The 25,802-nt window shown below is 35.6% G+C and carries 28 protein-coding genes, 1 tRNA gene and 2 pseudogenes; 27 read left to right on the top strand and 4 right to left on the bottom strand.

Annotated elements, in window-relative coordinates; translation table 11 throughout:
• The first annotated feature begins 571 nt into the window (after positions 1-571).
• The 11 genes from SMIDD28_RS06815 to SMIDD28_RS06765 all read left to right on the top strand — a co-directional run bounded on the left by SMIDD28_RS06815 (position 572) and on the right by SMIDD28_RS06765 (position 10,030).
• The gene (locus SMIDD28_RS06815) at positions 572-1,309 is read left to right on the top strand and encodes a hypothetical protein (protein WP_061425385.1); all 738 of its coding nucleotides are present in this window, start codon (positions 572-574) and stop codon (positions 1,307-1,309) included.
• A 3-nt stretch (positions 1,310-1,312) separates the two neighbouring features.
• Entirely contained in the window at positions 1,313-1,891 is a 579-nt protein-coding gene (locus SMIDD28_RS06810; protein ID WP_061425384.1) for a CPBP family intramembrane glutamic endopeptidase, read from the top strand.
• A 9-nt stretch (positions 1,892-1,900) separates the two neighbouring features.
• Complete coding sequence (locus SMIDD28_RS06805; RefSeq protein WP_061425383.1) at positions 1,901-2,332, top strand: Msa family membrane protein; 432 nt, start codon at positions 1,901-1,903, stop codon at positions 2,330-2,332.
• The gene (locus tag SMIDD28_RS06800) at positions 2,316-3,188 is read left to right on the top strand and encodes an ABC transporter ATP-binding protein (RefSeq protein WP_061425382.1); all 873 of its coding nucleotides are present in this window, start codon (positions 2,316-2,318) and stop codon (positions 3,186-3,188) included. Before SMIDD28_RS06805 ends, SMIDD28_RS06800 begins: the two co-directional genes overlap by 17 nt.
• A 4-nt stretch (positions 3,189-3,192) precedes the next feature.
• Entirely contained in the window at positions 3,193-3,948 is a 756-nt protein-coding gene (locus SMIDD28_RS06795; RefSeq protein ID WP_061425381.1) for a hypothetical protein, read from the top strand.
• Between the two features lies 1 nt (position 3,949).
• On the top strand, positions 3,950-5,668 hold the full coding sequence (locus SMIDD28_RS06790) for an ABC transporter ATP-binding protein (RefSeq protein ID WP_061425380.1): 1,719 nt from the start codon (positions 3,950-3,952) through the stop codon (positions 5,666-5,668).
• 337 nt (positions 5,669-6,005) lie between these two features.
• Positions 6,006-6,716 carry an ABC transporter ATP-binding protein gene (locus tag SMIDD28_RS06785; RefSeq protein WP_000438101.1) on the top strand — a complete coding sequence of 237 codons (711 nt, stop codon included), beginning with the start codon at positions 6,006-6,008 and terminating at the stop codon, positions 6,714-6,716.
• A 1-nt stretch (position 6,717) separates the two neighbouring features.
• Positions 6,718-7,503: an ABC transporter permease gene (locus SMIDD28_RS06780; RefSeq protein ID WP_061425379.1), complete on the top strand. Its 786-nt coding sequence runs from the start codon at positions 6,718-6,720 to the stop codon at positions 7,501-7,503.
• 1 nt (position 7,504) lies between these two features.
• Positions 7,505-8,224, top strand: coding sequence for an ABC transporter permease (locus tag SMIDD28_RS06775; protein WP_061425378.1), 720 nt, complete (start codon positions 7,505-7,507; stop codon positions 8,222-8,224).
• A 61-nt stretch (positions 8,225-8,285) separates the two neighbouring features.
• Complete coding sequence (locus SMIDD28_RS06770; protein WP_049521152.1) at positions 8,286-8,972, top strand: response regulator transcription factor; 687 nt, start codon at positions 8,286-8,288, stop codon at positions 8,970-8,972.
• Entirely contained in the window at positions 8,942-10,030 is a 1,089-nt protein-coding gene (locus tag SMIDD28_RS06765; RefSeq protein ID WP_061425377.1) for a sensor histidine kinase, read from the top strand. The genes SMIDD28_RS06770 and SMIDD28_RS06765 overlap by 31 nt, the downstream gene beginning before the upstream one ends.
• Before the next feature lie 167 nt (positions 10,031-10,197).
• On the opposite strand, the gene yidC is transcribed toward SMIDD28_RS06765, so the two are convergent.
• Positions 10,198-11,124 carry a membrane protein insertase YidC gene (gene yidC, locus SMIDD28_RS06760; RefSeq protein ID WP_061425376.1) on the bottom strand — a complete coding sequence of 309 codons (927 nt, stop codon included), beginning with the start codon at positions 11,122-11,124 and terminating at the stop codon, positions 10,198-10,200.
• Positions 11,125-11,201: 77 nt separating this feature from the next.
• Positions 11,202-11,480 (bottom strand): acylphosphatase, encoded by a 279-nt coding sequence (locus tag SMIDD28_RS06755; protein ID WP_001174616.1) that lies wholly within the window; start codon positions 11,478-11,480, stop codon positions 11,202-11,204.
• Positions 11,481-11,513: 33 nt separating this feature from the next.
• On the opposite strand from SMIDD28_RS06755, the pseudogene SMIDD28_RS06750 reads away from it, so the two are divergent.
• From SMIDD28_RS06750 to asnA, 3 genes and pseudogenes are all read left to right on the top strand, one after another.
• Positions 11,514-12,253: pseudogene (locus tag SMIDD28_RS06750) on the top strand (TrmH family RNA methyltransferase).
• A gap of 54 nt (positions 12,254-12,307) precedes the next feature.
• On the top strand, positions 12,308-12,991 hold the full coding sequence (locus tag SMIDD28_RS06745; RefSeq protein WP_061425375.1) for a Bax inhibitor-1/YccA family protein: 684 nt from the start codon (positions 12,308-12,310) through the stop codon (positions 12,989-12,991).
• Positions 12,992-13,101: 110 nt separating this feature from the next.
• Positions 13,102-14,094 (top strand): aspartate--ammonia ligase, encoded by a 993-nt coding sequence (asnA, locus tag SMIDD28_RS06740; protein ID WP_061425374.1) that lies wholly within the window; start codon positions 13,102-13,104, stop codon positions 14,092-14,094.
• A 103-nt stretch (positions 14,095-14,197) separates the two neighbouring features.
• Here the strand turns inward: asnA and SMIDD28_RS06735 are convergent.
• Positions 14,198-14,608, bottom strand: a pseudogene (locus tag SMIDD28_RS06735) (GntR family transcriptional regulator).
• A 377-nt stretch (positions 14,609-14,985) separates the two neighbouring features.
• Here SMIDD28_RS06735 and SMIDD28_RS11675 point away from each other — a divergent pair.
• The 12 genes from SMIDD28_RS11675 to SMIDD28_RS06680 all read left to right on the top strand — a co-directional run bounded on the left by SMIDD28_RS11675 (position 14,986) and on the right by SMIDD28_RS06680 (position 23,235).
• Complete coding sequence (locus SMIDD28_RS11675; RefSeq protein ID WP_150923075.1) at positions 14,986-15,105, top strand: aureocin A53 family class IId bacteriocin; 120 nt, start codon at positions 14,986-14,988, stop codon at positions 15,103-15,105.
• 119 nt (positions 15,106-15,224) lie between these two features.
• Entirely contained in the window at positions 15,225-15,806 is a 582-nt protein-coding gene (locus tag SMIDD28_RS06730; RefSeq protein ID WP_231075161.1) for an ATP-binding cassette domain-containing protein, read from the top strand.
• Positions 15,799-16,443, top strand: coding sequence for a hypothetical protein (locus SMIDD28_RS06725; RefSeq protein ID WP_061425372.1), 645 nt, complete (start codon positions 15,799-15,801; stop codon positions 16,441-16,443). Before SMIDD28_RS06730 ends, SMIDD28_RS06725 begins: the two co-directional genes overlap by 8 nt.
• A complete protein-coding gene (locus tag SMIDD28_RS06720; protein WP_061425371.1) occupies positions 16,437-16,925 on the top strand; it encodes a hypothetical protein in 489 nt (162 codons plus the stop codon). The genes SMIDD28_RS06725 and SMIDD28_RS06720 overlap by 7 nt, the downstream gene beginning before the upstream one ends.
• A 149-nt stretch (positions 16,926-17,074) precedes the next feature.
• Entirely contained in the window at positions 17,075-17,614 is a 540-nt protein-coding gene (rsmD, locus tag SMIDD28_RS06715; RefSeq protein ID WP_061425370.1) for a 16S rRNA (guanine(966)-N(2))-methyltransferase RsmD, read from the top strand.
• On the top strand, positions 17,604-18,092 hold the full coding sequence (coaD, locus tag SMIDD28_RS06710; protein WP_061425369.1) for a pantetheine-phosphate adenylyltransferase: 489 nt from the start codon (positions 17,604-17,606) through the stop codon (positions 18,090-18,092). The genes rsmD and coaD overlap by 11 nt, the downstream gene beginning before the upstream one ends.
• Positions 18,076-19,113, top strand: a complete 1,038-nt coding sequence (locus SMIDD28_RS06705; RefSeq protein ID WP_061425368.1) for a SepM family pheromone-processing serine protease — start codon at positions 18,076-18,078, stop codon at positions 19,111-19,113. The genes coaD and SMIDD28_RS06705 overlap by 17 nt, the downstream gene beginning before the upstream one ends.
• A 56-nt stretch (positions 19,114-19,169) precedes the next feature.
• The gene (locus tag SMIDD28_RS06700) at positions 19,170-19,400 is read left to right on the top strand and encodes a DUF1146 family protein (RefSeq protein ID WP_000250399.1); all 231 of its coding nucleotides are present in this window, start codon (positions 19,170-19,172) and stop codon (positions 19,398-19,400) included.
• Between the two features lie 23 nt (positions 19,401-19,423).
• Complete coding sequence (murA, locus tag SMIDD28_RS06695) at positions 19,424-20,707, top strand: UDP-N-acetylglucosamine 1-carboxyvinyltransferase (RefSeq protein ID WP_061425367.1); 1,284 nt, start codon at positions 19,424-19,426, stop codon at positions 20,705-20,707.
• Positions 20,700-20,888 carry a DNA-directed RNA polymerase subunit beta gene (locus tag SMIDD28_RS06690; RefSeq protein WP_025169885.1) on the top strand — a complete coding sequence of 63 codons (189 nt, stop codon included), beginning with the start codon at positions 20,700-20,702 and terminating at the stop codon, positions 20,886-20,888. The genes murA and SMIDD28_RS06690 overlap by 8 nt, the downstream gene beginning before the upstream one ends.
• Positions 20,889-20,925: 37 nt before the next feature.
• A complete protein-coding gene (gene endA / locus SMIDD28_RS06685; RefSeq protein ID WP_061425366.1) occupies positions 20,926-21,750 on the top strand; it encodes a DNA-entry nuclease EndA in 825 nt (274 codons plus the stop codon).
• 153 nt (positions 21,751-21,903) lie between these two features.
• Positions 21,904-23,235, top strand: coding sequence for a hemolysin family protein (locus tag SMIDD28_RS06680; protein ID WP_061425365.1), 1,332 nt, complete (start codon positions 21,904-21,906; stop codon positions 23,233-23,235).
• Between the two features lie 299 nt (positions 23,236-23,534).
• On the opposite strand, the gene SMIDD28_RS06675 is transcribed toward SMIDD28_RS06680, so the two are convergent.
• Positions 23,535-23,605: transfer RNA gene (locus SMIDD28_RS06675), tRNA-Cys, on the bottom strand.
• A 158-nt stretch (positions 23,606-23,763) separates the two neighbouring features.
• Between SMIDD28_RS06675 and SMIDD28_RS06670 the strand changes: the two genes are divergently transcribed.
• The gene (locus SMIDD28_RS06670; protein WP_061425364.1) at positions 23,764-25,752 is read left to right on the top strand and encodes a peptide ABC transporter substrate-binding protein; all 1,989 of its coding nucleotides are present in this window, start codon (positions 23,764-23,766) and stop codon (positions 25,750-25,752) included.
• Positions 25,753-25,802: the final 50 nt, after the last annotated feature.

The following is a 25,802-nucleotide window of genomic DNA, read 5'->3' as shown; positions in this document are numbered from 1 at the left end:
CATTGTTAGCATTAGCTACAAAGTCAATCGTCGCGTAACAATCTAGTTTTAACCGAAAGCAGATTTTCTATTCTAAACATTTTAGCAGAAAAAATTAACATTTCAGATAAGTTTTTAATATAGATATCTGAAATAAGCTAAACTATTTGTATCAAGATAAAGGAGGAAATTATGAAAGCATTTAAAAAATTGTTCCAACGTCATACATGGAATTTCGGTATTGTTAGCATTAGCTACAAAGTCAATCGTCGTGTGACAATTTAATCTTAACTGAAAGCAGATTTTCTATTCTAATCATTTCAGCAGAAAAAATGAACATTTCAGATAAGTTTTTAATATAGATATCTGAAATAAGCTAAACTATTTGTATCAAGATAAAGGAGGAAATTATGAAAGCATTTAAAAAGTTGTTCAAACGTCATACATGGAATTTCGGTATTGTTAGCATTAGCTACAAGGTCAATCGTCGCGTAACAATTTAATAAACAGAATAACTAGTCTAATTAGATTAGTTATCAATCAGAGGAGATTATAAAGTCTCTTCTGATTGATAACTAAAGGAGATAATAAAATGAGCATAAATTTATTTACAATTTTTAGGACAATATGGTTAAGATCAGAAACAAAATTTTTATTTGCTTTTTCTCTACTTCCATTAGTAGTTCCTCTACTGACAAATAGTCCAGATATGGAAGTTTTTTACGTAGCAGGAGATAATGCAAGTTTTAGTTTTTTTGTTAACATTGTATTTCAATCACAATTTAAACTTGTTTTACCAACATTAATTTTTTCTTATATGATTTACTCTACTTTTCGAAATGAATTCAATTCTGGAATAATGTTTCTATACAAAGATTTACCGAAAAATAGAATTTTTCAAGCTAAGTTATTTTCTTTAATGGTTTTATACTGTCTATATACCTTGGTTACCTTATGTACATCATTGATAATTTTCTTTTTATTTTTAAATAAATCAAATATGTTATTCTCAGGTGATGAATTGTTAAGTAGAGAAATCTTAAGCATTTTCAGTATATTCTTTTCTAATTTAGTATCTATTTTAATTATGTCTTATACCTCGCTAAAAACGAATAGAGCAGCAACAATAGTTATCTCAATTTTCTTTGTTTTAGCTTCAATACTTTCTTCTAAGATGGGATGGATGGGGTATCTATTTCCCAATGCGTATATATCGCTATCAAATGTAAGTGCTTTTACAAGTTTAGCTGCTATGTGTTTGTTGAGCATGGTCTATATGACAGTTTTCTATATTTTATCGTATAAAAAATTTAAAAAAATGGAGTTTTAGAGAATGAATGATAAAACGACAAAATTATCTACTGCGATAGTAGCTTTAGGAATTTTGATGTTATCTATTGTTTTATATAGTATTGCCATGACTGGCTTAGTTTTTGTAGAGAAAGAACAACTAGTCAGTGTTTATTTCTATCTTTTAGTTGTTTTAATGCCAGCTTGTTTTATCATACTCCCAAATTATATAGCCAAAAAATATCATTTGTATACTAGTTGTGAGATTAAATTTTCGTGGTATAAATTTATTTTTTTAACAGCCTTACTATTTCTTATAAATCTATTTTTTATTAAAGGCGAAGAATTTTGGTATCAAATGGTTATTGCTAGTTGTGAAGAGTTCCTGTTTCGCTATTGTTTATATCGTATTTTACGAAATAATTTTTCTAAACCTCAGACCTTACTAATATGCTCTTTACTATTTGGAATTTTACTACATTTGAATTATGACATTATAGATAATTTATTGATTCGGAGTCCAATTGGTTTTATACTAGGACTTGTGACTATGCATTTTGGATTGCATTATTCTATTGCAGCACATTGGTTTATAAACTTATTAGCTGCATTATTTCAATAAGGAGAAAATATGATTTCAATATTGTTACTTTGCTTGTATTATACAGTATCTACACTATTTTTATTATTTTATTTACCAAATTTATCAGTTATGATACTTGCTTTAATTTTGTATTTATTCCCGATTATTATTCATGGTTACGTATTATATAATAGTAAAAATAAAAAGGATTTAATTTATAAAAGTATCAGTTTGCCTATCATTTCAAGTGCGGCTTATATGATTTTTGCTATTTTGTCTGAAAAAATGTCTATTTGGAAAGTATTTGTGGAAAGAAATATCGTTGTATCAGATGAAATGACAGTGCAGATAGCTCAATCTCCTCTGGAGATGTCTCAGATTATTTTTGTGGTAATTTTATATCTTTCTATATCAATTGTTACTTACTATATAAAGAGTCAGAAAAATAAAAAGGGAGTGAAAAATGTTAACAATTCATAATTTATCTAAAAAATTTGCAGGAAATGATTTCTATTCATTGAAAAATGTTAATTTGGAAATAAATAAGGGAGAAATTGTGGGATTGATAGGTAAGAATGGGGCAGGAAAATCCACCCTCATGAAATTAATCGCCAAATCCCTGAAGCCGACGGAAGGTGAAATTTATTATAATGAAGTTGAACTGAGTTCAAAAGATTGTTTACTTCAGGATGTAGGAATTATGATTGATCCTGTATTTTATCCTGAAATGACAGTTGAAGATAATCTAAAATTTTATTTGAGATTGCATAACAAGAAAGAACTTTTCACAAATATTGAATCGACATTGAGATTAGTAGAGCTATGGGAAGTAAGGAAAAGAAAACCGAAGAATTTTTCTTTTGGAATGAAGCAAAGAACAGCTTTAGCAATAGCTCTTGTTGCAGAACCTAATTTTTTAATTTTAGATGAACCCTTTGTAGGATTAGATCCAATAGGTGTTCAAAAATTGATTGTTATTTTGAAAGAATGGGCTAGTCAGAGAAAGATATCGATGTTGATATCGAGTCATCAATTGAGTGAATTAGAATCTCTATGTGATCGTTATGTATACATAGAGTCTGGTTGTTTAGCGGATGAATTTTCTAAACCATCTGGAAGAGATGTATTGATTGAGCTGATAGATGATGAAAACAGTTCAATCCTGGAATCTTATCTGTCAGATACTGTTTATTTAGAAGAACAGTATTTAGTCCTTTCTTCGCAATCTAGTAGAGAAGAATTAAATAAAGTCTTGCAATTTTTGGGTGAAAAACAGATGATTTCTTCGATTAGTATGAAAGAAAATCAGTTAAAGGATATTTTTATGGAAAGGTAGTGAAATGAAAGATATTTTTTGGGCCGTATTAAGCACAACATGGAATAGAAAAGAAAGTAAGCTATTTTTACTTTTTAGTCTAATTCCTATTCTATATTTAGCTTCTACATTTATGGAAACAAGTTTTATGAATGTAACTTCAATAGAAACTGGCGCAAAATTAAGTTTTTTAGAAATGTATGATGGTATTTTTAATCTTTCTTTCAATTCAACTCTACCAACCTTATCCTTATTTTTACTAATTTTATCTGTAGTAAGAAGTGATATAGAATTACACCGACTTTTCTTATATAAGGATATAGAGAGGAAAAAGATTTTATTATCAAAAATACTCAGTATACTTTCTTTATTTGCTTTATTTGTTTTGATTTTTTCTTTGCTAATGTTTGGTGTTTATTATTTAAGAATTATCCATCTTCCCTTCGCTTCAGGAGAATTTTTAGGTCAGGATAGTTTGTTGGCTATATTCTCTATTTTTGGAACGATTTTACATCATGTTTTTTATATATTTCTACTAACTATGATATCGCTGTTTTTCAGTAATGTTGCAAGTATTGTAAGTGGCATTATTCTACTTATTTTTACAGGGATGTTACCTCTATTTGGTAAAATTGGTTTGATTTTCCCAAATGGTTTTCGTTTATTAGCCGAGGAGGGGAATTTTCACTTAGCCTATATTGGAATTATTTCAATAACAACATTCTACTCACTTATTCTATTTTATTTTAGCTTAAAGAAATTTAGAAAGGTAGAATTTTAAAATGATAAAGCAAAAACAGTTTTATCAATATTTATTTCATTGTTTAGACAAACCAAGGTTCTTTATAGGTTTGTTCTTAAGTTTTATTAGCGCAGGAATGGGATTATTGATTCCTCAGTTTATAGGGAAAATGATGGATATGTCGTTTTTGACATTTATTTTATCAAATCCGCTAATGCTAATAGGGATGCTATTATTCTTTTTATCTGTTTATACTTTACAGGCGATATCTTCTTATTTACTGGGAATGAGTGGAAATCAAGCTATGAAAAAGATGCAGGAAAGTCTTCATAGAAAAATTTTATCTTTGTCAATAACAGATGTTGAAAGATATCAAGCAGGAGATTTATCAAACCGATTAACAAATGATATGTCGGTAGTATTAAAATTAATTTCGGTAACTTTTCCACAGGTCATTATGAATCTATTTATTATTGTGGGGACTGCTTATTTTTTAGTTTTAATTAATTTTTATTTAACGCTGGTTAGTCTAGTATTAATATTGTGCCTATTATTTGTAACGCTTCCCATAAATGCTAAACTAGAAATGTGTTTTTTAGATCATCAAAATTTATTAGGAAAATTAGCAGGAGATTTAGGTCATAAATTTTCTAAGTTCAGATTAATAAAGTCAATGAATGGTGAGAAGCAAGAAATAAAGATTATGTCTAAAGTTTTTTCTGAACTTTTCAAGAATTTTAGAAAAATATTAGCAATTTCCTCTTTTCAAAGTGCCTTGTTAAATAGTGTAATCATGTTTTTCATTTTAATTATTATCTTAATAGCTGGATGGCAAGTTCAGGAAGGAATAATGACGATAGTGACACTGACTACTTTCATTATTTATGTCATGCAGTTACTGGAACCGACTTCAGAATTAATCCAGTCTTTAGATGATTTTGCTGAAGTAAAAGGGGTAGGAACACGTGTAGTAGAGTTATTTAATTTAGCTTCAGAAGATAATAATTTCTCTTATACAGAAGTAAATGACTTCTCTATTTCCTTTGATGCAGTTTCTTTTAGTTATTCAGAACAAGAAAAACGTGTAATAGATAATTTAAGTTTTCATATTTCATCTGGGCAACATGTTGCGATTATAGGTCCAAGCGGTTCAGGTAAGACAACTATTTTTTCTTTATTGATGAAATTTTATCAATACGATGCAGGAGAGATATTGATTGGGGGAAAAAGATTAAGGGATTTATCTTCGGAGAATGTTCGTGATTTGATTAGTTATACTTCTCAAGATAATACTTTGTTTCATGGAACTCTAAGAGAAAATTTGAGTTATGGGAAAAATAGTAAGGTATCGGACGAGAGGATGTATTTTGTTCTAAAAGAATTAGACCTTCTTAGCTTGATGAATCAATTGCCTAAAGGTTTAGAGAGTCATATATCTGATTCTGGTCAAGGTTTATCTGAAGGTCAGAAGCAGCGATTTAATATAGCACGTTCATTAATGATTCCGAGTGATATCTATTTATTTGATGAAATTACTGCAAGTTTGGACGTAGAAACTGAGCGAATTATTACGAAGGCTGTGAACTCATTGACTGAAGGAAAGACACGACTAACAATTGCTCATCGATTATCAACGATTCGTGAAGCTGATATAGTGTTTGTTTTTGACGATAATGGAAGAATTGTAGATAAAGGTAAACATGAGGAATTACAATTAAGAAATACTAGTTACCAAAGTTATCTACAGGAACTAAATTAAAGACATTAGAAAAAGTAGTTAAGAAATTTCTGATAGAAAAATTCTTAACTACTTTTCTGCTATGTGTCTATCTCATTCTGTAAGGTGCGAGACAAATAAATACATATAATTAAATAAAACAAAATTTTATACTCTTCGAAAATCTCTTCAAACCACGTCAGCTTTATCTGCAACTTCAAAGCAGTGCTTTGAGCAACCTGCGGCTAGCTTCCTAGTTTGCTCTTTGATTTTCATTGAGTATTAAATCTTTCTACTCTTTAAATTCTGAAAAAAATCCGAAAATGAATGTGTAAGATATAGTTACTTTTAGAAATGTTAAATAGAATAGGAGAACATCATGGAACAAAGTATTACCATTAAAAATTTATGTAAGTCGTATGGCCAAACTCAAATTTTAAAAGATATTTCTTTTGAAGCAAAAGCAGGTAGAGTGACTGCTTTCCTGGGTCCAAATGGAGCTGGAAAAAGTTCAACCTTACGTATTTTATTAGGATTAGACAAAGCAACATCTGGTCTTACTAAAATTGGAGATCAAACTTATAAGGAATTAAAATTTCCTCTAAAGACTGTAGGAGCTTCATTTGACAGTGTAGGAGCTCCTGATGATCGGACTGTTTATCAACATTTGAAAATTGTTGCTGCTAGTAATGGGATATCCAGTCAGCGAATTGAACAAGTCTTGGATATGGTGGATATTAGCCATAAGAAAAAATCTAAAATTGGGAAATTATCATTAGGAGAAGGACAACGATTAGGAATTGCAACAGCTCTATTAGGAAATCCTCAATATCTGATATTGGATGAACCGACTAATGGCTTGGATCCAAGAGGAATTCGGTGGTTTAGAGAGTTTATAAAAAAACAAGCTCAAGAAGGGAAGACAGTCTTGCTATCATCTCATATATTATCGGAGGTGGAAGCAGTAACAGATGATGTAGTTATCATAAATAAAGGAAAAGTTCTTATAAAAGGAACTTTACAAGAAGTGATGAAAAATCTTTCTTCACTAGAAGAAGTCTTCTTTAGTTTAACAGAGGGAGGAAAGTGACATGGCACTTATTTACTCTCTTCATTCTGAAATATTGAAATTGCTTTATAGGAGAGCTACTCATGTTGTACTATTCTTGATACTGGTATTTCAAACATTTTTAGCAAATATTGGTGCTTCTCAAATTGTTTCAGTTGGTATTCATGCTACACCAGAGACAAATCCAGAATTAGCAGAAGCTATACCTCCTATTGAATTTTTAGGTTTTGATATCACTTTATTTGGTGTTTTTATTATGATTATCCTAGGCTCAATTTACGGAGCCGAGGAGTATAAATGCTTTGCTATTCGTACAAGCCTCCTCTCTATTACAAATCGAAGTACTTTCCTAGTTTCAAAAACATTAGTTTGGCTTGTATTTTCTTTTTTCATTTCCTTTCTATCAATATTCCTTACGATTAACATGACACATTATGTTTTAGGACAAGATGGCTTATTGCTTTTTTCACTAAATGGAACAGTTTGGTTCTATATATTTTTAGCCAGTATAGCTTGGACTTTGTTGGGACTGCTGGCCTATATTATGGCTTTGACATTTAAAACAGCCATTGTTCCTCTATTATTTTTGCTTCCTCAAGTCTACAATTTAGGAACATTCTTAGCAAACTATATATCGGTTGCAAAATTTCTTCCAGTTGCATTGGGGCAAGGATTGATTGCTACATCTCCTCAAATTTTAGAACAGAATAGTTTACAAAATATTTTATTGTTACTTTGTTGGAACTTCTCATTCTTGGCTTTAGCAATCTACCGATTACTTAAGTCAGATATTGGAGGAGGTGAATAAGTTGAAAGAGCAACTTAAAAGTGAGTATCTCAAGTTTATGATGAATCCTTGGCACTGGTTGATTATAGGTGCTCTATTACTGTGTGTTCCAGCGTTAGTTATTTTTTTAAATAATAAGCCAGACCAGTTGACCCTACAGTTTGTTTTGGAACAGCTACTGCAAAGTCTCTATTTAGGACAGGCAGGTTTCGTTAGTCTAGCGGTTCTATTTATAGGTCAAGAATTTATAGGTTCTAGCCTTCGTACCAGTTTTCTTACATGTCCAAATCGTTTGAAATTTATAATCTGTAAACTAGCTATTGTATTATGTATGGAAATTGTATTACTGGTTGCTGTATTATCATTATGCATACTAATCGCACAAGGATACTACAATATCAATCTTTTGAGTAATATTAAACATGTTCTAACAATTCTATTTCCAGCTTGTATTTCTATTCTAACCTTCTCTCTTTTAAGTGGTATTTTTGTATTTATTTCCCAGTCTTTTATCTTAATTTTGGGAATCAGTTTATCCCTTTTATTGGGGATGGGACAAATGTTATTACAATTCAGTTCTTTTTTTAGAAATTTACCATTACTGGCTAGTATGAATTGTTTTTATACCTATCCCTTGTCTCTTTATTATCCAGTGTGGCAAGGCTTAGGGATACAAATAGTTTGGTTATTAATTGTTTTTGTATTTGCTACACTGATACTTATAGGAAGAAATGTACGCTAAAGACAGGGGATATCCTGTCTTTTTCTCGGTTAGTGCTATAATATAGTTAGGAGGGTGAGTTATGGCTTATAAAATTTTGGTGGTAGATGATGATCTTGCTATTCTTCGCCTAATAAAAAAAGTACTAGAATATGAAAAATATGAAGTAGTCATACGAAATAAGATAGAAGAGATTGATCTTTGTGATTTTACAGGATTTGACTTGATTTTATTAGATATTATGATGCCTGTTAGTGGTTTAGAAATCTGTCAGATGATTCGCGAGCAGATAACTGTTCCTATCTGTTTTATAACTGCTAAGGATATGGATGAAGATTTAGTAGCTGGAATCAATGCAGGTGCTGATGATTATATTATGAAGCCCTTTAGTATGCAAGAATTGTTAGCACGTGTTAAAATGCACTTGCGTCGTGAAGAACGGACTAAAGGAAATGTTCATCAAATAAAGATTGGGAGGCTTATACTATATACGGATAGTAAGGAACTATTTGTGAACGATGATAAGATTGCCTTGACAAGGAGGGAATTCGACATAGTGAATCTTTTGGCAAGCAACCCAAGTAAAATATATTCTATTGAGGAAATTTATAATTATCTATATCCACAAAGTTCAGAAGCTCTTTTACGTTCGGTTTCAGAGTACATTTATCAAATTCGTCAAAAGCTGAAACCTTATCAATTAAATCCAATTAAAACCTTGTATGGTGGAGGATATCAATGGGTAGAATCAAAAGTTTTAGACAATTAATTCGAGAAACCTGTTGGAGAATTATTTGGCAGTTTAGTCTTGGCTTACTAATGGCCTATCTTATTCCCTTAGCTTCAGTATCTATACAAATAAATGAAGACGGGAAACCTCTAAAAAATAGTGGTGTTCTATCAATTTTTTTCAATGTGTCATCATGGATATATATTTGTGTTTTATTGATTGTTCTAATAAGTTATCACATTGGAAAATTGTTGAAAAAACTGAGTTATGAAATGACTTTGATTTATGAAAATAGTATGTGGTTGGAGAGGGAATGTACAGAAAGTTTAACGGTTAAAGAATTTCGTGAGACAGGAAATCGGATTATAGTGATGCAAGATAGAATTCGACAATTAATAGTTGATGAGAAACAGCAGAAAGAAGATTTGATGTTTCAGGTTTCAGCAGCTTCTCATGATTTAAAGACTCCCTTAACCATTATTAAGGGGAATGTGGAATTTTTGCAGGCGATAACTGAAAGCGACCAATCTCAAGAATGCTTAGCAGATATAGAAAGAGCTAGTCAACAGTTACTAGATTATTTCAATCAATTAATTCACTATTCTAAAACCTATTATGATGATGAGACAGGCTGGGTGGAATATTCCTCTTCAGATTTTATCAATGAGTTAGAGAAAGAAGTCTCTTTTTTGATAAAAAATCAGATGAAGTTTTCTTTTGAACAAAATGTGAAAGGAACTGAAAACTATTATATAAATCCATCTCTTCTGATTCGTGCCATACAAAATATTTTAACAAATGCTTTGGAGTATGCAGATAAACAGAATCCTAAAATTAACATTAGGGTAGAGCAAGAGGGGAAAGAATTGAAAATAGGTATATGGAATAATGGTTCGGAATTTCCAGATGAAGTTTTAACTCATTTTGGAAAGCTATTTTATCGTATGGATAAAGCTAGATCGGTTAAAGAGCAACATTATGGTATTGGACTTAGTTTTGTATGTAGAGTTGCAAAACTACACAAAGGCCGAGTTGAGCTTAGAAATAGAGACGCGGGAGCAGAAGTTTTAATAACTGTGAATTGTATTAAGTCATAGTGATTTACTTGTTAATTTATGATTGAATAGTTTTTAGAATATTTAACTTTTTCGACTATAGTATAAGATGTAACGGTAGATAATAAAAACGAATGATGATATCTAGTTGATGAAAACTATTTATCATTCATTCGTTTTTTTTTAATTATTGGATAATAGACGCAGCTTTATCTCGAACGTTGTTTTCCAGCGTTTCGATTTTTGTGTTTTTTCTTGCTTGTGATAGCAGTTGGTTGTTCAGGGGTAACATCTTTTCGTCCACTTGGTGTAGAGAAAGAACTTGCTTTTGGTGGGTTCTTTGCCAGTTCTTCACGGACTTTTTTGCGAAGTTTTGGACGAACGATATAGTTGACGATAAACTGTTGGAGAATCATCATGAAACCACCGACAACCCAGTAAAGTGTGACACTGGCTGGTGAAATGAGGGAGAAGCCGACAATCGTGACTGGGCTCACGTAAGCCATTTTCTTGATTTGTTCTCTTTGCGTTTCGTCTTCTACTCCGTGAAGTGAAAGGAGTGATTGAAGATAGTAAAGGACACCAGCGCAGGCAGCTAAAATCATACTTGGAGAGCCTAGAGGAATTCCTAGGTAACTTGCTTGAGCAACACCTTCAGTATGTTGGGCAGCAAAGTAAATTGCAGAGAAGAAAGGCATTTGAAGGAGGATAGGGAAGCATCCTACACCACCAAACATGCTGATGCCGTGTTCTTTTTGAGCGGCAAAGAGAGCTTGTTGGGCTTCGAGTTTTTCTTCTTGAGTAGTCGCTTCCTTGAGACGAGTTTGATGTGGCTCAAGGACGTGCTTGAGAGCGTTCATCTTCTCAGAGTGAAGCGTTGCCTTCCATGATTGGTAGATACCAAGTGGCAAGATAATCAAGCGCACGATAATAGTTACGATGATGATAGCAACCCCAAAACCAAGTCCCTTGTCATTGGCGAAGTATTTAATGGCTTCAGCCATAGGCGCTCCGATAGTATTCCAAATAAATCCTATTGGCTGTCCTGTGGCTTTATCGACGCTAACACAGCCAGTCAAGACTAGCAACATAGCCGCTCCCATAGCTGAGAGTGCAAAACGTTTAATAGATTTCACTGTTTTTATTCCTTCTTTAAAAATTATACCTTTCTATTCTACTGTTTTTTTACAAAATATACAATAGTTCTAGAGACCTAATTTGCGATTTTGAAGTCAGGGTAAGGAGGAAAGTTGCTTAGTTTGACATCTAAGTAGCTGACTTTTGAAAAAGGTGTGGGTCCTTTTCGGATTTCTTGGATAAATTTTGCCATGGTAGCAGATGAATCTGCTTGGGCTAAGATTTCGACTGTGCCATCGTCGTTATTCCATACCCGACCTGTGATGCCACCAATTTCAAGTGCCAAGCTGTAAACACCCCAACGAAAGCCGACTCCCTGCACTCTACCTTGGGCAATCATTCTAACCTTTTGCATACCAAACTCCTTTGATTGTGTTATAATATTTCTATGACTATTATAACCTCAAAAGCCAATTCTGTGGTAAAAAATGCCAAGAAATTACACAAAAAAAATACCGCAAGTCTGCCTATTTGATTGAAGGCTGGCACTTGTTTGAAGAAGCTGTTCAAGCTGGAGTGACGATTGAGAAAATCTTTGCCCTAGAAACTTACCGAGATCAGTTAGTTGCTTTTCCGCAAACTGTCTGGGTGTCAGAGGATATTTTGCTAGATTTGGCGGATTCTAAGACTCCACAGGGCATTGTTGCTGTCGTTCAAAAAGTAGAAGTAGGGCAAGCTGACTTTAGTCAGGGTAAGTTCTTATTTTTGGAAGATGTGCAAGATCCTGGTAATGTGGGAACCATCATTCGAACTGCGGATGCAGCAGGTTTTACAGGAGTGATTGTTTCAGATAAGTCGGCAGACATCTATAGTCTTAAGACATTGCGTTCTATGCAAGGCAGTCATTTTCATCTGCCCATTTATCGGATGTCGAGCCAAGCGCTTCTCGAGGAAGCTAAAAAAGCGGGTATTTCAGTCCTAGCGACCACTCTTTCCAAGGATTCTAAAGACTATCGTGACTTGCCTCATTTTGACCAGTTTGTCTTGGTTATGGGAAATGAAGGTCAAGGAATTAGTCCCCTCACGGCTAAAAGTGCAGACCAGTTGGTCCATATTAGCATGAAGGGTCAGGCGGAGAGTCTCAATGTTGCAGTGGCAGCAGGTATTTTGATTTTCCATTTAAGCTAATTTTAATTTTCTTTGTTATAATCAAGGAAAGACATTCATAGAAAAGGAGAAAAGATGAATTATACTATTATACAAGACCGTACTGGTCTCAATCAATTTTACGCTAAGGTTTATGCCTTTGTTGGGCTAGGAATCGGGCTATCCGCTTTGGTATCTGGCCTCATGTTGACAGTCTTTCAGTCTCAGTTGGTTTACTTTTTGATGCAGGGGCGTCTCTGGTTGACCATTGCAACCTTTGCAGAGCTAGCACTAGTCTTCGTTGCTAGTAACATGGCCTTAAGGAATAGTCCAGCTGCTCTTCCAGTATTTTTACTTTACTCTGTTTTAAACGGCTTTACCCTCAGTTTTGTGGTGGCCTTCTATACTCCAGGTACAGTTTTATCAGCCTTTGTATCGAGCGCCCTTCTCTTCTTTGTCATGGCGGCAGTTGGTATCTTCACCAAGAAAGATTTGAGTGGCCTTGGTCGGGCTATGATGGCGGCTCTTATCGGTTTGCTGATTGCTATGGTAGTCAATATTTTCTTGGCTAGCGGTTTCTTTGATTATATGATTAGCGTAGCCATGGTTTTGGTTTTCTCAGGGTTGATTGCTTGGGACAATCAAAGAATTCGTCTCGCTTATGAACAATCACAAGGTCGTGTAGCGACAGGTTGGGTTGTGTCAATGGCTCTCAGTATCTATCTTGATTTTATCAATCTCTTCCTAAGTATTCTCCGTATTTTCGGTCGCAATGACTAAAAGGTCTATGAAATCAGTGTTTTGAGTAACACTGATTTTTTTAAATTTTCTCTTTTCTTTTCTTGAAAATAGGTGTATAATACGTTTATTAAATTTTTGAGGAGTAGCCTATGAAGAAAAGTTTTATTCATCAACAAGAAGAAATTTCCTTTGTCAAAAATACTTTTACCCAGTATTTGAAAGATAAGCTAGAAGTCGTCGAAGTTCAAGGTCCTATCTTGAGCAAGGTCGGTGACGGGATGCAGGACAACCTATCTGGTGTGGAAAATCCAGTATCTGTCAAGGTTTTGCAGATTCCTGATGAAACCTATGAAGTGGTTCATTCGCTTGCTAAATGGAAACGCCATACTCTAGCTCGTTTTGGTTTCGGTGAAGGTGAAGGTCTTTTCGTCCACATGAAGGCCCTTCGTCCAGACGAAGACTCGCTGGATGCAACCCACTCTGTCTTTGTGGATCAGTGGGACTGGGAAAAGGTCATTCCAAATGGTCAACGAAACATTGCTTACCTAAAAGAAACCGTTGAGAAGATTTACAAGGCTATTCGCCTGACTGAGCTAGCAGTAGAAGCCCGCTATGACATCGAGTCTATCTTGCCAAAACAAATCACTTTTATCCATACAGAAGAGTTAGTAGAGCGCTACCCAGACTTGACACCAAAAGAGCGTGAAAATGCGATCTGTAAAGAATTTGGCGCTGTCTTCTTGATCGGTATCGGTGGTGAATTACCAGACGGTAAACCGCACGATGGACGTGCACCAGACTACGATGACTGGACAAGCGAGTCTGAAAATGGCTACAAGGGTCTGAATGGCGATATTCTTGTTTGGAATGAGTCTTTAGGTGGAGCCTTTGAGTTGTCGTCTATGGGGATTCGCGTAGATGAAGAAACGCTTCGTCGTCAGGTTGCCATCACAGGTGATGAAGACCGCTTGGAATTGGAATGGCACAAGGCTCTATTGAATGGCCTATTCCCATTGACAATCGGTGGAGGAATTGGACAATCTCGGATGGCTATGTTCTTACTTCGTAAAAAACATATCGGAGAAGTGCAAACAAGTGTTTGGCCTCAAGAAGTCCGCGATACTTACGAAAATATTTTGTAGATAAGGATTTTAAAAGTTTCAAAATGATAAAAACGCATAATATCAGTTCAGTAAAGGTTGATATTATGCGTTTTATTGTGGGTAGATTTTACGAATCATATCCTCAGAATGAGTTTTTAGTTGGTTTCACTTGATTATAATTGGTAGTTTCAATTCGTTTAATATAATCGCTAATTATAGCTGGTAATTCTTCTTCTTGATAACCAAAGTGAGCCATGGAGAAAATGAAGTCCTTTAATTGTTTTTCTGCTAGTTATTTACGAGATTTAGAGATGAGTTCTTGATTTTCCGTTACAAAACGTCCAGCTGTTCGCTTACAAAAGACAAATCCTTCTTGTTCGAGGTTTGAAAAGGCTCTTTGGATGGTATTTGTATTGACCCCAATTTCGCTAGCTAGTTCTCTAACAGTAGGAAGTTGTTGATTGGCTTCTAGTTCATGGGAAATAATCTGAAACTTGATTTTTTCCATAATTTGTAAATAGATAGGTTTTTTATTGTCAAATGACCAGGACATCTTGTTCTCCTTTTTTTCTTATTTGTGTATTAGTTAAATAATACAACAAAACAAACAAAATGTCAAACACAATAAGTCTTGTTTAAGAAATATCTCAAAGAATGCTGGAAATTATGTTATCAATTAGTTGATTTGGGTTAAATACATTATTTTTTAGCAGATAAATAGAGATCTCTCATCAAAAATTAGTTACATAATCATATTTTTTGTGTTTGCTTTAAAAAACATAGTTTTTTACGATGATTTTCTTCAATGGCATAAGTAAAATACGAATATAAATCAATATTTTGAAAAAAATGTTATTTTTTTGAAGAAAACTCTTGACATAGATATAAAACATTGTATAATTAGAATGTAATCAAAGAGTTACAAAAAATTTGAGTTTTGCTGCACGTTATGGCTCTCAAGCAGTTCGTTGGGCTTGGGCTCATAAATGGGAACTGATAAATGCTGGAGATTTAGCATACCGTATGATTAGAGATCACTTCTCATGGTAGAAAGATAGTGTGGGATTCACTTGAATCCCACCTATTTCGTTTTTGAAAGGAAATGCCATTATATGTATATTAACCAGATTGCTCATGCTTATTCTAATTTTAGACTGCAGATTACTAACTTGAAATTACCAGAAGGAGAAATTATTGGTCTTTTAGGAGAAAATGGAGCTGGTAAAACAACCTTAATGAACATGCTGTCAGGATATTATGAAGCAAATCAAACTTTTGATGTTGAGGATTTTGATGTAGATAATATTTTATATATCCCTTCTGATTTAGAACCTTATCCATTTTTGACTGTTAGTGAGTTTGTAACTTTAATTATAAATCATACAGGGGGAATAAAAACTGCTGAGCAATTGATCAGTGAGTTGAATTTGAAGGGGAAAGAAGATACTAGGATTGAAGAATTGTCTCAAGGAATGAGAAAAAAATTATCTCTGATTAATCTATTTATTCGCGATATTGGTCTACTTATCTTAGATGAACCATTTAATAGTATTGATGTAACATATATCACACAACTTAAATCAATCTTGAAGACTTTCAAAGGTAAAACAACTATTCTAATTTCTTCTCACATTTTGGACACTTTAAACGATTTGTGTGATAGTTTTATTCTCTTAAAGAATGGAGAAGTTGCCAAAACATTTGCCAATACAGGTTCTATTCGTGAGTTGGAGGAGCAGCTCTATGACTAAACTATTTTTACTTAAATTAGAATTATTCCGAAAGAAGTTCGGGATATATGGATTGTGGAATATTTTGAGTTTGATAGCGGTTCTTTTAATTATATTTTTCTCATTAAAAATATTGTTTTTTAAGATATTACCATATGAAAATAGCATGCAATTGTTGACGTTATTACTTGTTTTATCTAATATTTTTGTAGTTACTAAAGAGAGAGAAGAATTGTCCAAGTTGGCTGTAAAATTTCAATCCTTTTTCCATAATTTTTCTCGAGTAGAAGTGTTGAAGTACTATACTTTTAGGAAATATATAATTTTGTGTATATTGTCGGTGTTGCTTCTATTTCCGTTAGATTTAGTCTTTAGATCACAAAAATACTTTCTATTTTATATGGTTCTTCTCCAAATTTTTAGTTTAGTAAGTAGCTTAGGTGGTTGTTTTTTTAAGAAAAAATATCAGGAGACTGTTAATTTAACGATTCGTATAGGGTTTGCTTTGTTTTTAGCTCTGAATGTACGAAAAGTGATGCCGTTTTATTTAAATCAAATCATTGAAGCTAGTTCTGTAAGTTTAATGTTAGTACTCTTACTCGCTTTGTGTTTAATCAATAGTTTAGTGCTTGTATTTAGTCGGGTGAAAATATGGTGAAAGTATTTTTTTTGACTGTTGTTAGGACTAAGTTAGCTTTGGAATTGTTATCTTTTTATGCATTGTCTATCATATCGTATATAGGTCAAGGTGATTTTAAAGATGTAAGTGTTTTTTCTTTTACGGTTTTATCCCTCCTCTATCTAGTGTATTATGGTATTTTAATGGTTCATGAAGGTCGTTATTACTTTTTTTATCATCCTAAGAAGATTTTAAAATTTCGTATAGATTTGATTAGATTTGCAATTGTATTTTCGCTTGTGTTTTTACCGTATTTATTATTTCTATCGATAGTGTCAGGTGTTTATTTTAACTATTTATTAGCTTATATATTTCCTGTATTGATTTTCTTTAGTGTAAACACACGCTTACCATTATATATAGAAAAAGGGAAAGATACGAAATTAGTAAATGTGAAGCAAATTTTTATGAGTTGCATTACCTCTATCGTATTATTATTTATCTTTTTAATTTTTGTTTAGATAACCACTAAAAACGCATAATATCAGGTGTAGTAAAGCTTGATGTTATGCGTTTTATTATAGACAGATTTTCTGAATTTTATCCTCGAATTTAGTACTAGCCAGCCTCTTCTTTCTCTTTTTGTCTATAATTTGGTATAATAAACGGTATGAAAATCATATCAGGAATCTATGGGGGACGTCCCCTCAAGACACTAGAGGGCAAGACGACAAGACCTACTTCAGATAAGGTTAGGGGAGCTATTTTTAACATGATTGGTCCCTACTTTGAAGGGGGGCGCGTCTTGGACCTTTATGCAGGTAGTGGTGGTTTATCTATTGAGGCAGTATCGCGTGGTATGTCCAGTGCTGTTTTAGTGGAGAGAGACCGTAAGGCTCAGACTATCGTAGCTGAAAATATCCAGATGACTAAGGAAGTTGGGAAATTTCAACTCCTCAAGATGGATGCAGAAAGGGCGTTGGAACAGCTATCTGGGGAATTTGACCTCATTTTCTTAGACCCTCCTTATGCCAAGGAACAAATCGTAGCAGATATTGAGAAAATGGCTGAGAGAGAGCTTTTTTCTGAAGATGTCATGGTCGTGTGTGAGACGGATAAGGCCGTTGAACTTCCAGAAGAAATTGCCTGTCTTGGCATCTGGAAGGAAAAAATTTATGGAATTAGTAAGGTGACAGTTTATGTCAGATAAGATTGGCTTATTTACAGGCTCATTTGATCCGATGACAAATGGGCATCTGGATATGATTGAACGGGCTAGCAAACTCTTTGATAAGCTCTATGTCGGTATTTTTTTTAATCCCCACAAGCAAGGATTTCTTCCTATCGAAAATCGTAAACGGGGGTTAGAAAAGGCTGTGAAACATTTGGGAAATGTTAAAGTCGTGTCTTCTCATGATGAATTGGTGGTCGATGTCGCAAAAAGACTGGGGGCTACTTGCCTAGTGCGAGGCTTGAGAAATGCGGCGGATTTGCAATATGAAGCCAGTTTTGATTACTACAACCATCAGCTGTCTCCTGATATAGAGACCATTTATTTACATAGCCGACCTGAACATCTCTATATTAGTTCATCAGGCGTTAGAGAGCTTTTGAAGTTTGGTCAGGATATTACCTGCTATGTTCCTGAGAGTATTTTGGAGGAAATAAGAAATGAAAAAAAAGATTAGATGGCCCTTATATGTCATTGCGGCCTTAATTGTGACTTTCTTGGCCTTTGTAGTGCCCTTGCCCTACTATATAGAAGTTCCAGGTGGTTCGGAAGATATTCGCCAAGTCCTTAAAGTCAATGACACAGAAGATAAGGAAGCTGGTGCCTATCAATTCGTTACAGTTGGTGTCCAACACGCAACTTTAGCTCATATGATTTATGCTTGGTTGACGCCTTTTACAGATATTCGCAGTGCCCAAGAGACTACAGGTGGCTCTTCCGATGTTGAATTTATGCGGATCAATCAATTCTACATGCAGACATCGCAAAATATGGCCAAGTATCAAGGACTAAAAACAGCTGGTAAGGATATTGAACTTAAATACCTTGGGGTTTATGTTTTGACTGTGACGGATAATTCGACCTTTAAAGGGATTCTCAATATCTCTGATACGGTCACCGCAGTCAATGATCAGACCTTTGATAGTTCCAAAGATTTGATTGATTACGTCAATTCTCAAAAATTAGGAGATTCCGTCAAGGTCACCTATGAAGAGGATGGGCAAACCAAGTCTGCAGAAGGTAAGATTATCACCTTGGAAAATGGCAAAAATGGGATTGGAATCGGTTTGATTGACCGTACGGAAGTGACCAGTGATGTCCCAATTCGCTTTTCAACAGCTGGTATCGGCGGACCAAGTGCTGGTCTCATGTTTAGTCTGGCCATCTATACCCAAATAGCTGACCCTGGCCTTCGTAATGGTCGTATCGTTGCCGGTACAGGAACCATTGACCGTGATGGTAATGTGGGGGACATTGGAGGTATTGATAAAAAAGTTGTAGCTTCGGCTAGAGCAGGTGCTACGATTTTCTTTGCCCCTGATAACCCTGTTAGCGAAGAAGAACAAAAAGCGCATCCAGATGCGAAAAACAACTACCAAACAGCCCTAGAAGCAGCCAAAACAATCAAGACAGATATGAAAATCGTGCCTGTTAAAACCCTACAAGATGCAATTGATTACTTGAAAAACAATCCCTAGTTTTAAGGTAAGTTTCCAAACTAGCGCACAAACAGAGAAGATGGTATAATAGTCAAATGGTTCAATTATTATTCACTCTAAGCAGTCATATGCTCTTTATTTATGTGAGTTTTTACCTTTTAAAGAATCTTGTTAGATGGGAAAAGGTTTTAAAAGTGACAGCTGAGAATACAGGAAAAGTTCGTTTATTAGTAGCCTTTTTCAGCATTGTCATGGGCTACATCATGAGTTCTTTCTTTATAAGTCTCTATCAGTTGTGGCAAGAAGCGCTTAGAGGATTATTATAAAATCAAATGTAAAGGAAATAAGTATGGAAAAAATTGTGGTTCAAGGTGGCGATAATCGTCTGGTAGGAAGTGTTACGATTGAAGGAGCAAAGAATGCAGTCTTGCCCTTGTTGGCAGCGACTATTCTAGCCAGTGAAGGAAAGACCGTCTTGCAGAATGTTCCTATCTTGTCAGATGTTTTCACTATGAATCAGGTGGTTCGTGGTTTAAATGCCAAGGTGGATTTTAATGAAGAAGACCATCTTGTTGAGGTGGACGCGACTGGCGATATCACTGAGGAAGCTCCCTACAAGTATGTCAGCAAGATGCGTGCATCTATCGTTGTCTTGGGACCAATTCTTGCCCGTGTAGGTCATGCCAAGGTATCCATGCCAGGTGGTTGTACGATTGGTAGTCGTCCTATTGATCTTCATTTGAAAGGTCTAGAAGCTATGGGGGTTAAGATTAGCCAGACAGCTGGTTATATCGAAGCCAAGGCTGATCGCTTACATGGAGCTCATATCTATATGGACTTCCCAAGTGTTGGTGCTACGCAGAACTTGATGATGGCGGCGACGCTGGCTGATGGGGTGACAGTGATTGAGAATGCTGCGCGTGAGCCTGAGATTGTGGACCTAGCCATTCTCCTCAATGAAATGGGAGCTAAGGTTAAGGGTGCTGGTACAGAGACCATTACCATTACCGGTGTTGAGAAACTTCATGGTACGACTCACAATGTAGTCCAAGACCGTATCGAAGCAGGAACCTTTATGGTAGCTGCTGCCATGACTGGTGGTGATATCTTGATTAAAGACGCTGTCTGGGAGCATAACCGTCCCTTGATTGCCAAATTGCTTGAAATGGGAGTGGAAGTGACAGAGGAGACTGAAGGAATTCGAGTTCGCTCTCAACTAGAAAATCTAAAAGCTGTTCATGTGAAAACCTTGCCTCACCCAGGATTTCCAACAGATATGCAGGCTCAATTTACAGCCTTGATGACTGTCGCAAAAGGGGAATCAACTATGGTGGAGACAGTTTTCGAAAATCGTTTCCAACATCTAGAAGAAATGCGTCGCATGGGCTTGCACTCTGAGATTATCCGTGATACAGCTCGTATTGTTGGTGGACAAGCTTTGCAGGGAGCAGAAGTTCTTTCAACTGACCTTCGTGCCAGCGCAGCCTTGATTTTGACAGGTTTGGTAGCGCAAGGAGAAACCGTTGTTGGTAAATTGGTTCACTTGGATAGAGGTTATTACCGTTTCCATGAGAAGTTGGCGCAGCTAGGTGCTAAGATTCAGCGGATTGAGGCAAGTGATGAAGATGAATAAGAAATCAGGCTACGTAGTCAAGCGTTTACTTTTAGTCATTCTAGTACTGATTTTAGGTGCACTAGCCCTAGGAATCGGTTTAATGGTCGGTTATGGAATTTTGGGCAAGGGTCAAGATCCATGGGCTATCCTGTCTCCAGCAAAATGGCAGGAATTAATTCATAAATTTACAGGAAATTAGGCTGGAAAACCAGCCTTTTTTAAAGATAAGGAGAAATATGAACAAAAAAATAAGACAGACACTGATTGGTTTACTAGTGTTATTGCTCTTATCTGCGGGGAGCTACTATATCAAGCAGATGCAGTCGACAGCTAATAGTCCTAAAACTAAGGTGAGTCAGAAAAAACAAGCGCCTGAAGCTCCTAGTCAAGCATTGGCAGAAAGTGTCTTAACAGATGCAGTTAAGAGTCAAATAAAAGGGAGTCTGGAGTGGAATGGATCCGGTGCTTTTATCGTCAATGGTAATAAAACTAATCTAGATGCCAAGGTTTCAAGTAAGCCTTACGCTGATAACAAAACAAAGACAGTTGGCAAGGAAACTGTGCCAACTGTAGCCAATGCCCTCTTGTCTAAGGCAACCCGACAGTACAAGAATCGTGAAGAAACTGGGAATGGTTCGACTTCATGGATTCCTCCAGGATGGCATCAGGTTAAGAATCTAAAGGGTACTTATACCCATGCGGTTGATAGAGGTCATTTGCTAGGCTATGCCTTAATCGGTGGTTTGGATGGTTTTGATGCCTCGACAAGCAATCCTAAAAACATTGCTGTTCAAACAGCCTGGGCAAATCAGGCGCAAGCTGAGGATTCGACAGGGCAAAACTACTATGAAAGCATGGTACGTAAGGCCTTGGATAAAAACAAGCGTGTCCGTTACCGTGTAACCCTTTATTACGCTACAAATGAGGATTTAGTTCCTTCAGCTTCACAGATTGAAGCTAAGTCTTCAGACGGAGAATTGGAATTTAATGTTCTAGTTCCCAATGTTCAAAAAGGACTTCAACTGGATTACCGAACTGGAGAAGTAACGGTTACTCAGTAAAAGATAACATAAACTCCTATGTCACTTGTGGATATAGGAGTTCTTTTTTGGACAATTTAAGTATAACTAGAATAGACACTGAGAAAAATAATATGTACTGAGCTAATTTTTGTGATATAATAAGTGACAAGATACTATTTTAGGAGAAGAACTATGGAAGACCCAAGTAGTCAGAATTTGTTGCTACAATTTGTTTTGTTGTTTATCTTGACAGTGTTAAATGCTTTTTTCTCAGCCACAGAAATGGCCATGGTTTCACTTAACCGTGCGCGGGTTGAACAAAAGGCAGAAGAAGGAGATAGACGCTATATCCGTCTGCTGAGGGTACTAGAAAATCCTAACCACTTTTTATCAACCATTCAAGTAGGGATTACCCTGATTACGATCTTATCAGGGGCGAGTTTGGCAGAAACTCTGGGACGAGAAATTGCATCTTGGCTTGGAAATGGCGAAACATCTTATGCCGTTGCAAGTTTTCTATCTTTAGCATTTTTGACTTATATTTCCATCGTTTTTGGGGAATTGTATCCTAAGAGAATCGCTCTTAATCTAAAGGATGCCTTGGCGATTCGTACAGCGCCAGTTATCATTGGGCTGGGGAAACTAGTTAGTCCTTTTGTTTGGCTTTTAGCTGCTTCGACCAATTTCTTGAGCCATTTGACTCCTATGTCATTCGATGATGCGGATGAAAAGATGACCCGTGATGAAATTGCCTATATGCTGACAAATAGTGAAGAAACACTAGATGCTGACGAAATTGAAATGTTACAAGGGATTTTTTCACTGGACGAATTAATGGCCAGAGAAGTCATGGTTCCTCGGACGGATGCCTTCATGGTCGATATTCAGGATGATAGTCAAACCATCATCCAAAGTATTTTAAAACAAAATTATTCTCGTATCCCTGTCTATGATGGGGATAAGGACAATGTGATTGGGATTATTCACACCAAGAGTCTCCTTAAGGCGGGCTTTGTGGACGGTTTTGACAATATTGTTTGGAAGAAAATCTTACAAGATCCACTTTTTGTTCCTGAAACCATTTTTGTGGATGACTTGCTAAAAGAATTGCGCAATACCCAAAGACAAATGGCAATCTTGCTGGATGAATACGGTGGGATGGCTGGTTTGGTGACCCTAGAAGACCTCTTAGAGGAAATCGTTGGCGAAATCGATGACGAAACAGATAAGGCTGAAATCGAAGTTCATCAAATTGGAGAAGATACTTATATCGTTCAAGGTACTATGAATCTCAATGATTTTAATGACTACTTTGATGTTGAACTGGCAAGTGATGACGTTGATACCATCGCTGGTTACTATTTGACAGGAGTTGGGACCATTCCAACGACTGAGAAACTTAGCTATGAATTGGTAAGCCAAAACAAACAGCTTATCCTAACCAATGATAAGGTGAAAAATGGACGTGTTACCAAGGTAAAAGTCCAAATTACCGAAGTTGAAATAGAAGAAGAAACAGAGTAAACTAGAGGCTTTTGTCACCAGGAGTGACGAAGCTTTTTCAGTTGATTTCATACTCTTCGAAAATCAAATTCAAACCGCGTCAACGTCGCCTTGCCGTACGCAAGTACAGCCTGCGGCTAGTTTCCTAGTTTGCTCTTTGATTTTCATTGAGTATCAAAAGATTGTCTCCTAAAAAGAAGTCTGTCCCAAATTCGCTCCAAAAATTTTTGTAAGTTATATGTATCCATTAGAAGAAAAAGAAAAAAGCCCTTTAAATTGGGCTTTCTGTTTAAATGAAACCTGATAAATCAAGTTATAGAAGGCGGTAGACGGATTTGAACCGACGATCAAGCTTTTGCAGAGCCGTGCCTTACCACTTGGCTATACCGCCTTAACGTTTATTATTATACCTTGAAAATCATTCTCAGTCAATAGTTTTTTCAGATTTTTTGTATCAATAAGCCTAAATATTCTGAAAATTCGTTTACTTTTCTTGAAATCTATGATATAATTGATGATGACCTATACTTTATTACGAGGAGTGAAGAAATGAAAAAAAGTCAAGTGCTTGCTGTAGCAGGAGCTACCTTATTAGCGTCAGGAGTTCTAGCTGCGTGTTCAAACACTAGTTCAAGTAATGCTAAACTAGCAAAAGATTACCAATATGTTTATCAAACAGATCCAGAAACCTTGGATTATATCGTCAGCAATATCGATTCAACATCTTTCATCACAACAAATGCTGTAGATGGTTTGTTGGCTAACGATAAATATGGTAATCTGGTTCCTTCTATTGCTGAATCATGGACAGTTTCAAAAGATGGTTTGACTTATACCTATAAAATCCGTAAGGATGCTAAATGGGTGACAGCAGAGGGTGAAGAATATGCTCCTGTCACTGCTAAAGACTTCGTTACTGGTTTGAAACATGCGGTAGATGGAAAATCAAAAGGACTTTCAATCGTTAGCTCTTCTATTAAGGGATTAGAAGCATATATCAAGGGTGAAACAAGCGATTTTTCAACCGTCGGAGTAAAAGCACTTGATGACCAAACACTAGAGTATACCTTGAACCAGCCAGAAACTTTCTGGAATGACAAGACCACTAGTGGTGTTTTGATGCCAGTTAATGAAGAATTCTTAGCTTCAAAAGGGGAAGGTTTTGGTTCTCCAACAGATGCTAACTCTATTCTTTATAACGGTCCATTTGTCTTGAAGGCTGTAACTCCTAAATCATCTATCGAGATGGCTAAAAATGACGCTTACTGGGACAAAGAAAATGTAAAAATTGAGAATGTTAAGTTCACTTTCTGGGATGGTAAGGATCAAGATGTAATTGCCAAAGGTTTTGCCGATGGTCAATATAGCAAGGCTCGTATCTTCCCTACAAGTTCTACATATGAAAAATATGCAGCTGACTTCAAAGATAACATTTACTTTAATGAACCAGGAGCGGGTGTTGCAACTGTCAGCTTGAACTATGGTCGTACAACCTATAACCACACTGCCAAAACAAGTGATGCTCAAAAGACATCTACTCAGAAAGCATTGCTAAACAAGGAATTCCGTCAAGCCTTGAACTTTGCTGTCGATCGCAATTCTTACTCAGCTCAAACAAATGGTACTGATGGAGCTGCAGTAGCCATCCGTAATACGTTTGCACCTTATAATCTTCAAGTTGGTAAGAAAACATTTGGTGAATTGGTACAAGATAGCTTGGCTAAGACAAATTCTTCTACTTGGTCAAACGTATCTCTAGCAGATTCTCAAAATGGACTCTACAATGAAGAAAAAGCTAAAGAAGTCTTTGCTAAAGCTAAATCAAGCCTACAAGCTGAGGGTGTTGAATTCCCAATCCACTTGGATGCCTTGGTTATCCAAGAATCAACAGCGGTTGTAAACCGTGTTCAATCATTGAAACAATCAATTGAAAAAGTATTGGGTTCAGATAATGTTGTTGTAGACTTACAACAAATGACTCAAGCAGAAGCTTTACCAATTTCATTTAGCGCTCCAACAGCTAAAGAGCAAGACTGGGATATCCATACCTTGCTAGGATGGAACCCTGACTATCAAGATCCTTCTACTTTCTTGGATCAATTCGTCCTTAAGGGAGGAAGCACTCGCCTTTACCTTGGTATTGACCAAAACACAGATGCATCAGTAGTAAGCAAACTTGGTTTAGCTGACTATGGAAAATTACTTGATGACGCAAACAGCGAAAACCAAGACGTTCAAAAACGTTATGAAAAATATGCAGTAGCACAAGCTTGGTTGACTGACAATGCTTTGACAATTCCAGTAATGGCTTCTCCTAAAGAAACAGCCGTTTCATATGTTTCAAAAGTTCTACCATTTAGCTCTTCATATTCAGTAGCCGGCCTTAAAGGTGAAAATGCAGGATACTTGAAGTACACTGAAGTTGGTGAAAAAGCAATCACCAAAGAAGAGTATGAAAAAGCTCGTGAAAAATGGTTGAAAGAAAAGACTGAGTCAAACGAGAAAGCTCAAAAAGAATTGGCAAGTCATGTGAAGTAAATAATTTTCAATAGAACTTTCTCTCCATGAGGAGAAGGTTCTTTTGGGAT

It is taken from the genome of Streptococcus mitis, assembly GCF_001579045.1.
Taxonomy (GTDB): Bacteria; Bacillota; Bacilli; order Lactobacillales; family Streptococcaceae; genus Streptococcus; species Streptococcus mitis_D.
The sequence above is the reverse complement of the archived record's forward strand: the minus strand, read 5'-3'. Positions and strand labels throughout refer to the sequence as shown.

What these genes read in the sequence shown, in the direction of transcription:
- SMIDD28_RS06815 (WP_061425385.1), top strand. Translation starts at nt 572, where the DNA reads ATGAGCATAAATTTATTTACAATTTTTAGGACAATATGGTTAAGATCA.
- SMIDD28_RS06810 (WP_061425384.1), top strand. Translation starts at nt 1,313, where the DNA reads ATGAATGATAAAACGACAAAATTATCTACTGCGATAGTAGCTTTAGGA.
- SMIDD28_RS06805 (WP_061425383.1), top strand. Translation starts at nt 1,901, where the DNA reads ATGATTTCAATATTGTTACTTTGCTTGTATTATACAGTATCTACACTA.
- SMIDD28_RS06800 (WP_061425382.1), top strand. Translation starts at nt 2,316, where the DNA reads ATGTTAACAATTCATAATTTATCTAAAAAATTTGCAGGAAATGATTTC.
- SMIDD28_RS06795 (WP_061425381.1), top strand. Translation starts at nt 3,193, where the DNA reads ATGAAAGATATTTTTTGGGCCGTATTAAGCACAACATGGAATAGAAAA.
- SMIDD28_RS06790 (WP_061425380.1), top strand. Translation starts at nt 3,950, where the DNA reads ATGATAAAGCAAAAACAGTTTTATCAATATTTATTTCATTGTTTAGAC.
- SMIDD28_RS06785 (WP_000438101.1), top strand. Translation starts at nt 6,006, where the DNA reads ATGGAACAAAGTATTACCATTAAAAATTTATGTAAGTCGTATGGCCAA.
- SMIDD28_RS06780 (WP_061425379.1), top strand. Translation starts at nt 6,718, where the DNA reads ATGGCACTTATTTACTCTCTTCATTCTGAAATATTGAAATTGCTTTAT.
- SMIDD28_RS06770 (WP_049521152.1), top strand. Translation starts at nt 8,286, where the DNA reads ATGGCTTATAAAATTTTGGTGGTAGATGATGATCTTGCTATTCTTCGC.
- SMIDD28_RS06765 (WP_061425377.1), top strand. Translation starts at nt 8,942, where the DNA reads ATGGGTAGAATCAAAAGTTTTAGACAATTAATTCGAGAAACCTGTTGG.
- SMIDD28_RS06755 (WP_001174616.1), bottom strand. Translation starts at nt 11,480, where the DNA reads ATGCAAAAGGTTAGAATGATTGCCCAAGGTAGAGTGCAGGGAGTCGGC.
- SMIDD28_RS06745 (WP_061425375.1), top strand. Translation starts at nt 12,308, where the DNA reads ATGAATTATACTATTATACAAGACCGTACTGGTCTCAATCAATTTTAC.
- asnA (WP_061425374.1), top strand. Translation starts at nt 13,102, where the DNA reads ATGAAGAAAAGTTTTATTCATCAACAAGAAGAAATTTCCTTTGTCAAA.
- SMIDD28_RS06725 (WP_061425372.1), top strand. Translation starts at nt 15,799, where the DNA reads ATGACTAAACTATTTTTACTTAAATTAGAATTATTCCGAAAGAAGTTC.
- SMIDD28_RS06720 (WP_061425371.1), top strand. Translation starts at nt 16,437, where the DNA reads ATGGTGAAAGTATTTTTTTTGACTGTTGTTAGGACTAAGTTAGCTTTG.
- rsmD (WP_061425370.1), top strand. Translation starts at nt 17,075, where the DNA reads ATGAAAATCATATCAGGAATCTATGGGGGACGTCCCCTCAAGACACTA.
- coaD (WP_061425369.1), top strand. Translation starts at nt 17,604, where the DNA reads ATGTCAGATAAGATTGGCTTATTTACAGGCTCATTTGATCCGATGACA.
- SMIDD28_RS06705 (WP_061425368.1), top strand. Translation starts at nt 18,076, where the DNA reads ATGAAAAAAAAGATTAGATGGCCCTTATATGTCATTGCGGCCTTAATT.
- SMIDD28_RS06700 (WP_000250399.1), top strand. Translation starts at nt 19,170, where the DNA reads ATGGTTCAATTATTATTCACTCTAAGCAGTCATATGCTCTTTATTTAT.
- murA (WP_061425367.1), top strand. Translation starts at nt 19,424, where the DNA reads ATGGAAAAAATTGTGGTTCAAGGTGGCGATAATCGTCTGGTAGGAAGT.
- SMIDD28_RS06690 (WP_025169885.1), top strand. Translation starts at nt 20,700, where the DNA reads ATGAATAAGAAATCAGGCTACGTAGTCAAGCGTTTACTTTTAGTCATT.
- endA (WP_061425366.1), top strand. Translation starts at nt 20,926, where the DNA reads ATGAACAAAAAAATAAGACAGACACTGATTGGTTTACTAGTGTTATTG.
- SMIDD28_RS06680 (WP_061425365.1), top strand. Translation starts at nt 21,904, where the DNA reads ATGGAAGACCCAAGTAGTCAGAATTTGTTGCTACAATTTGTTTTGTTG.
- SMIDD28_RS06670 (WP_061425364.1), top strand. Translation starts at nt 23,764, where the DNA reads ATGAAAAAAAGTCAAGTGCTTGCTGTAGCAGGAGCTACCTTATTAGCG.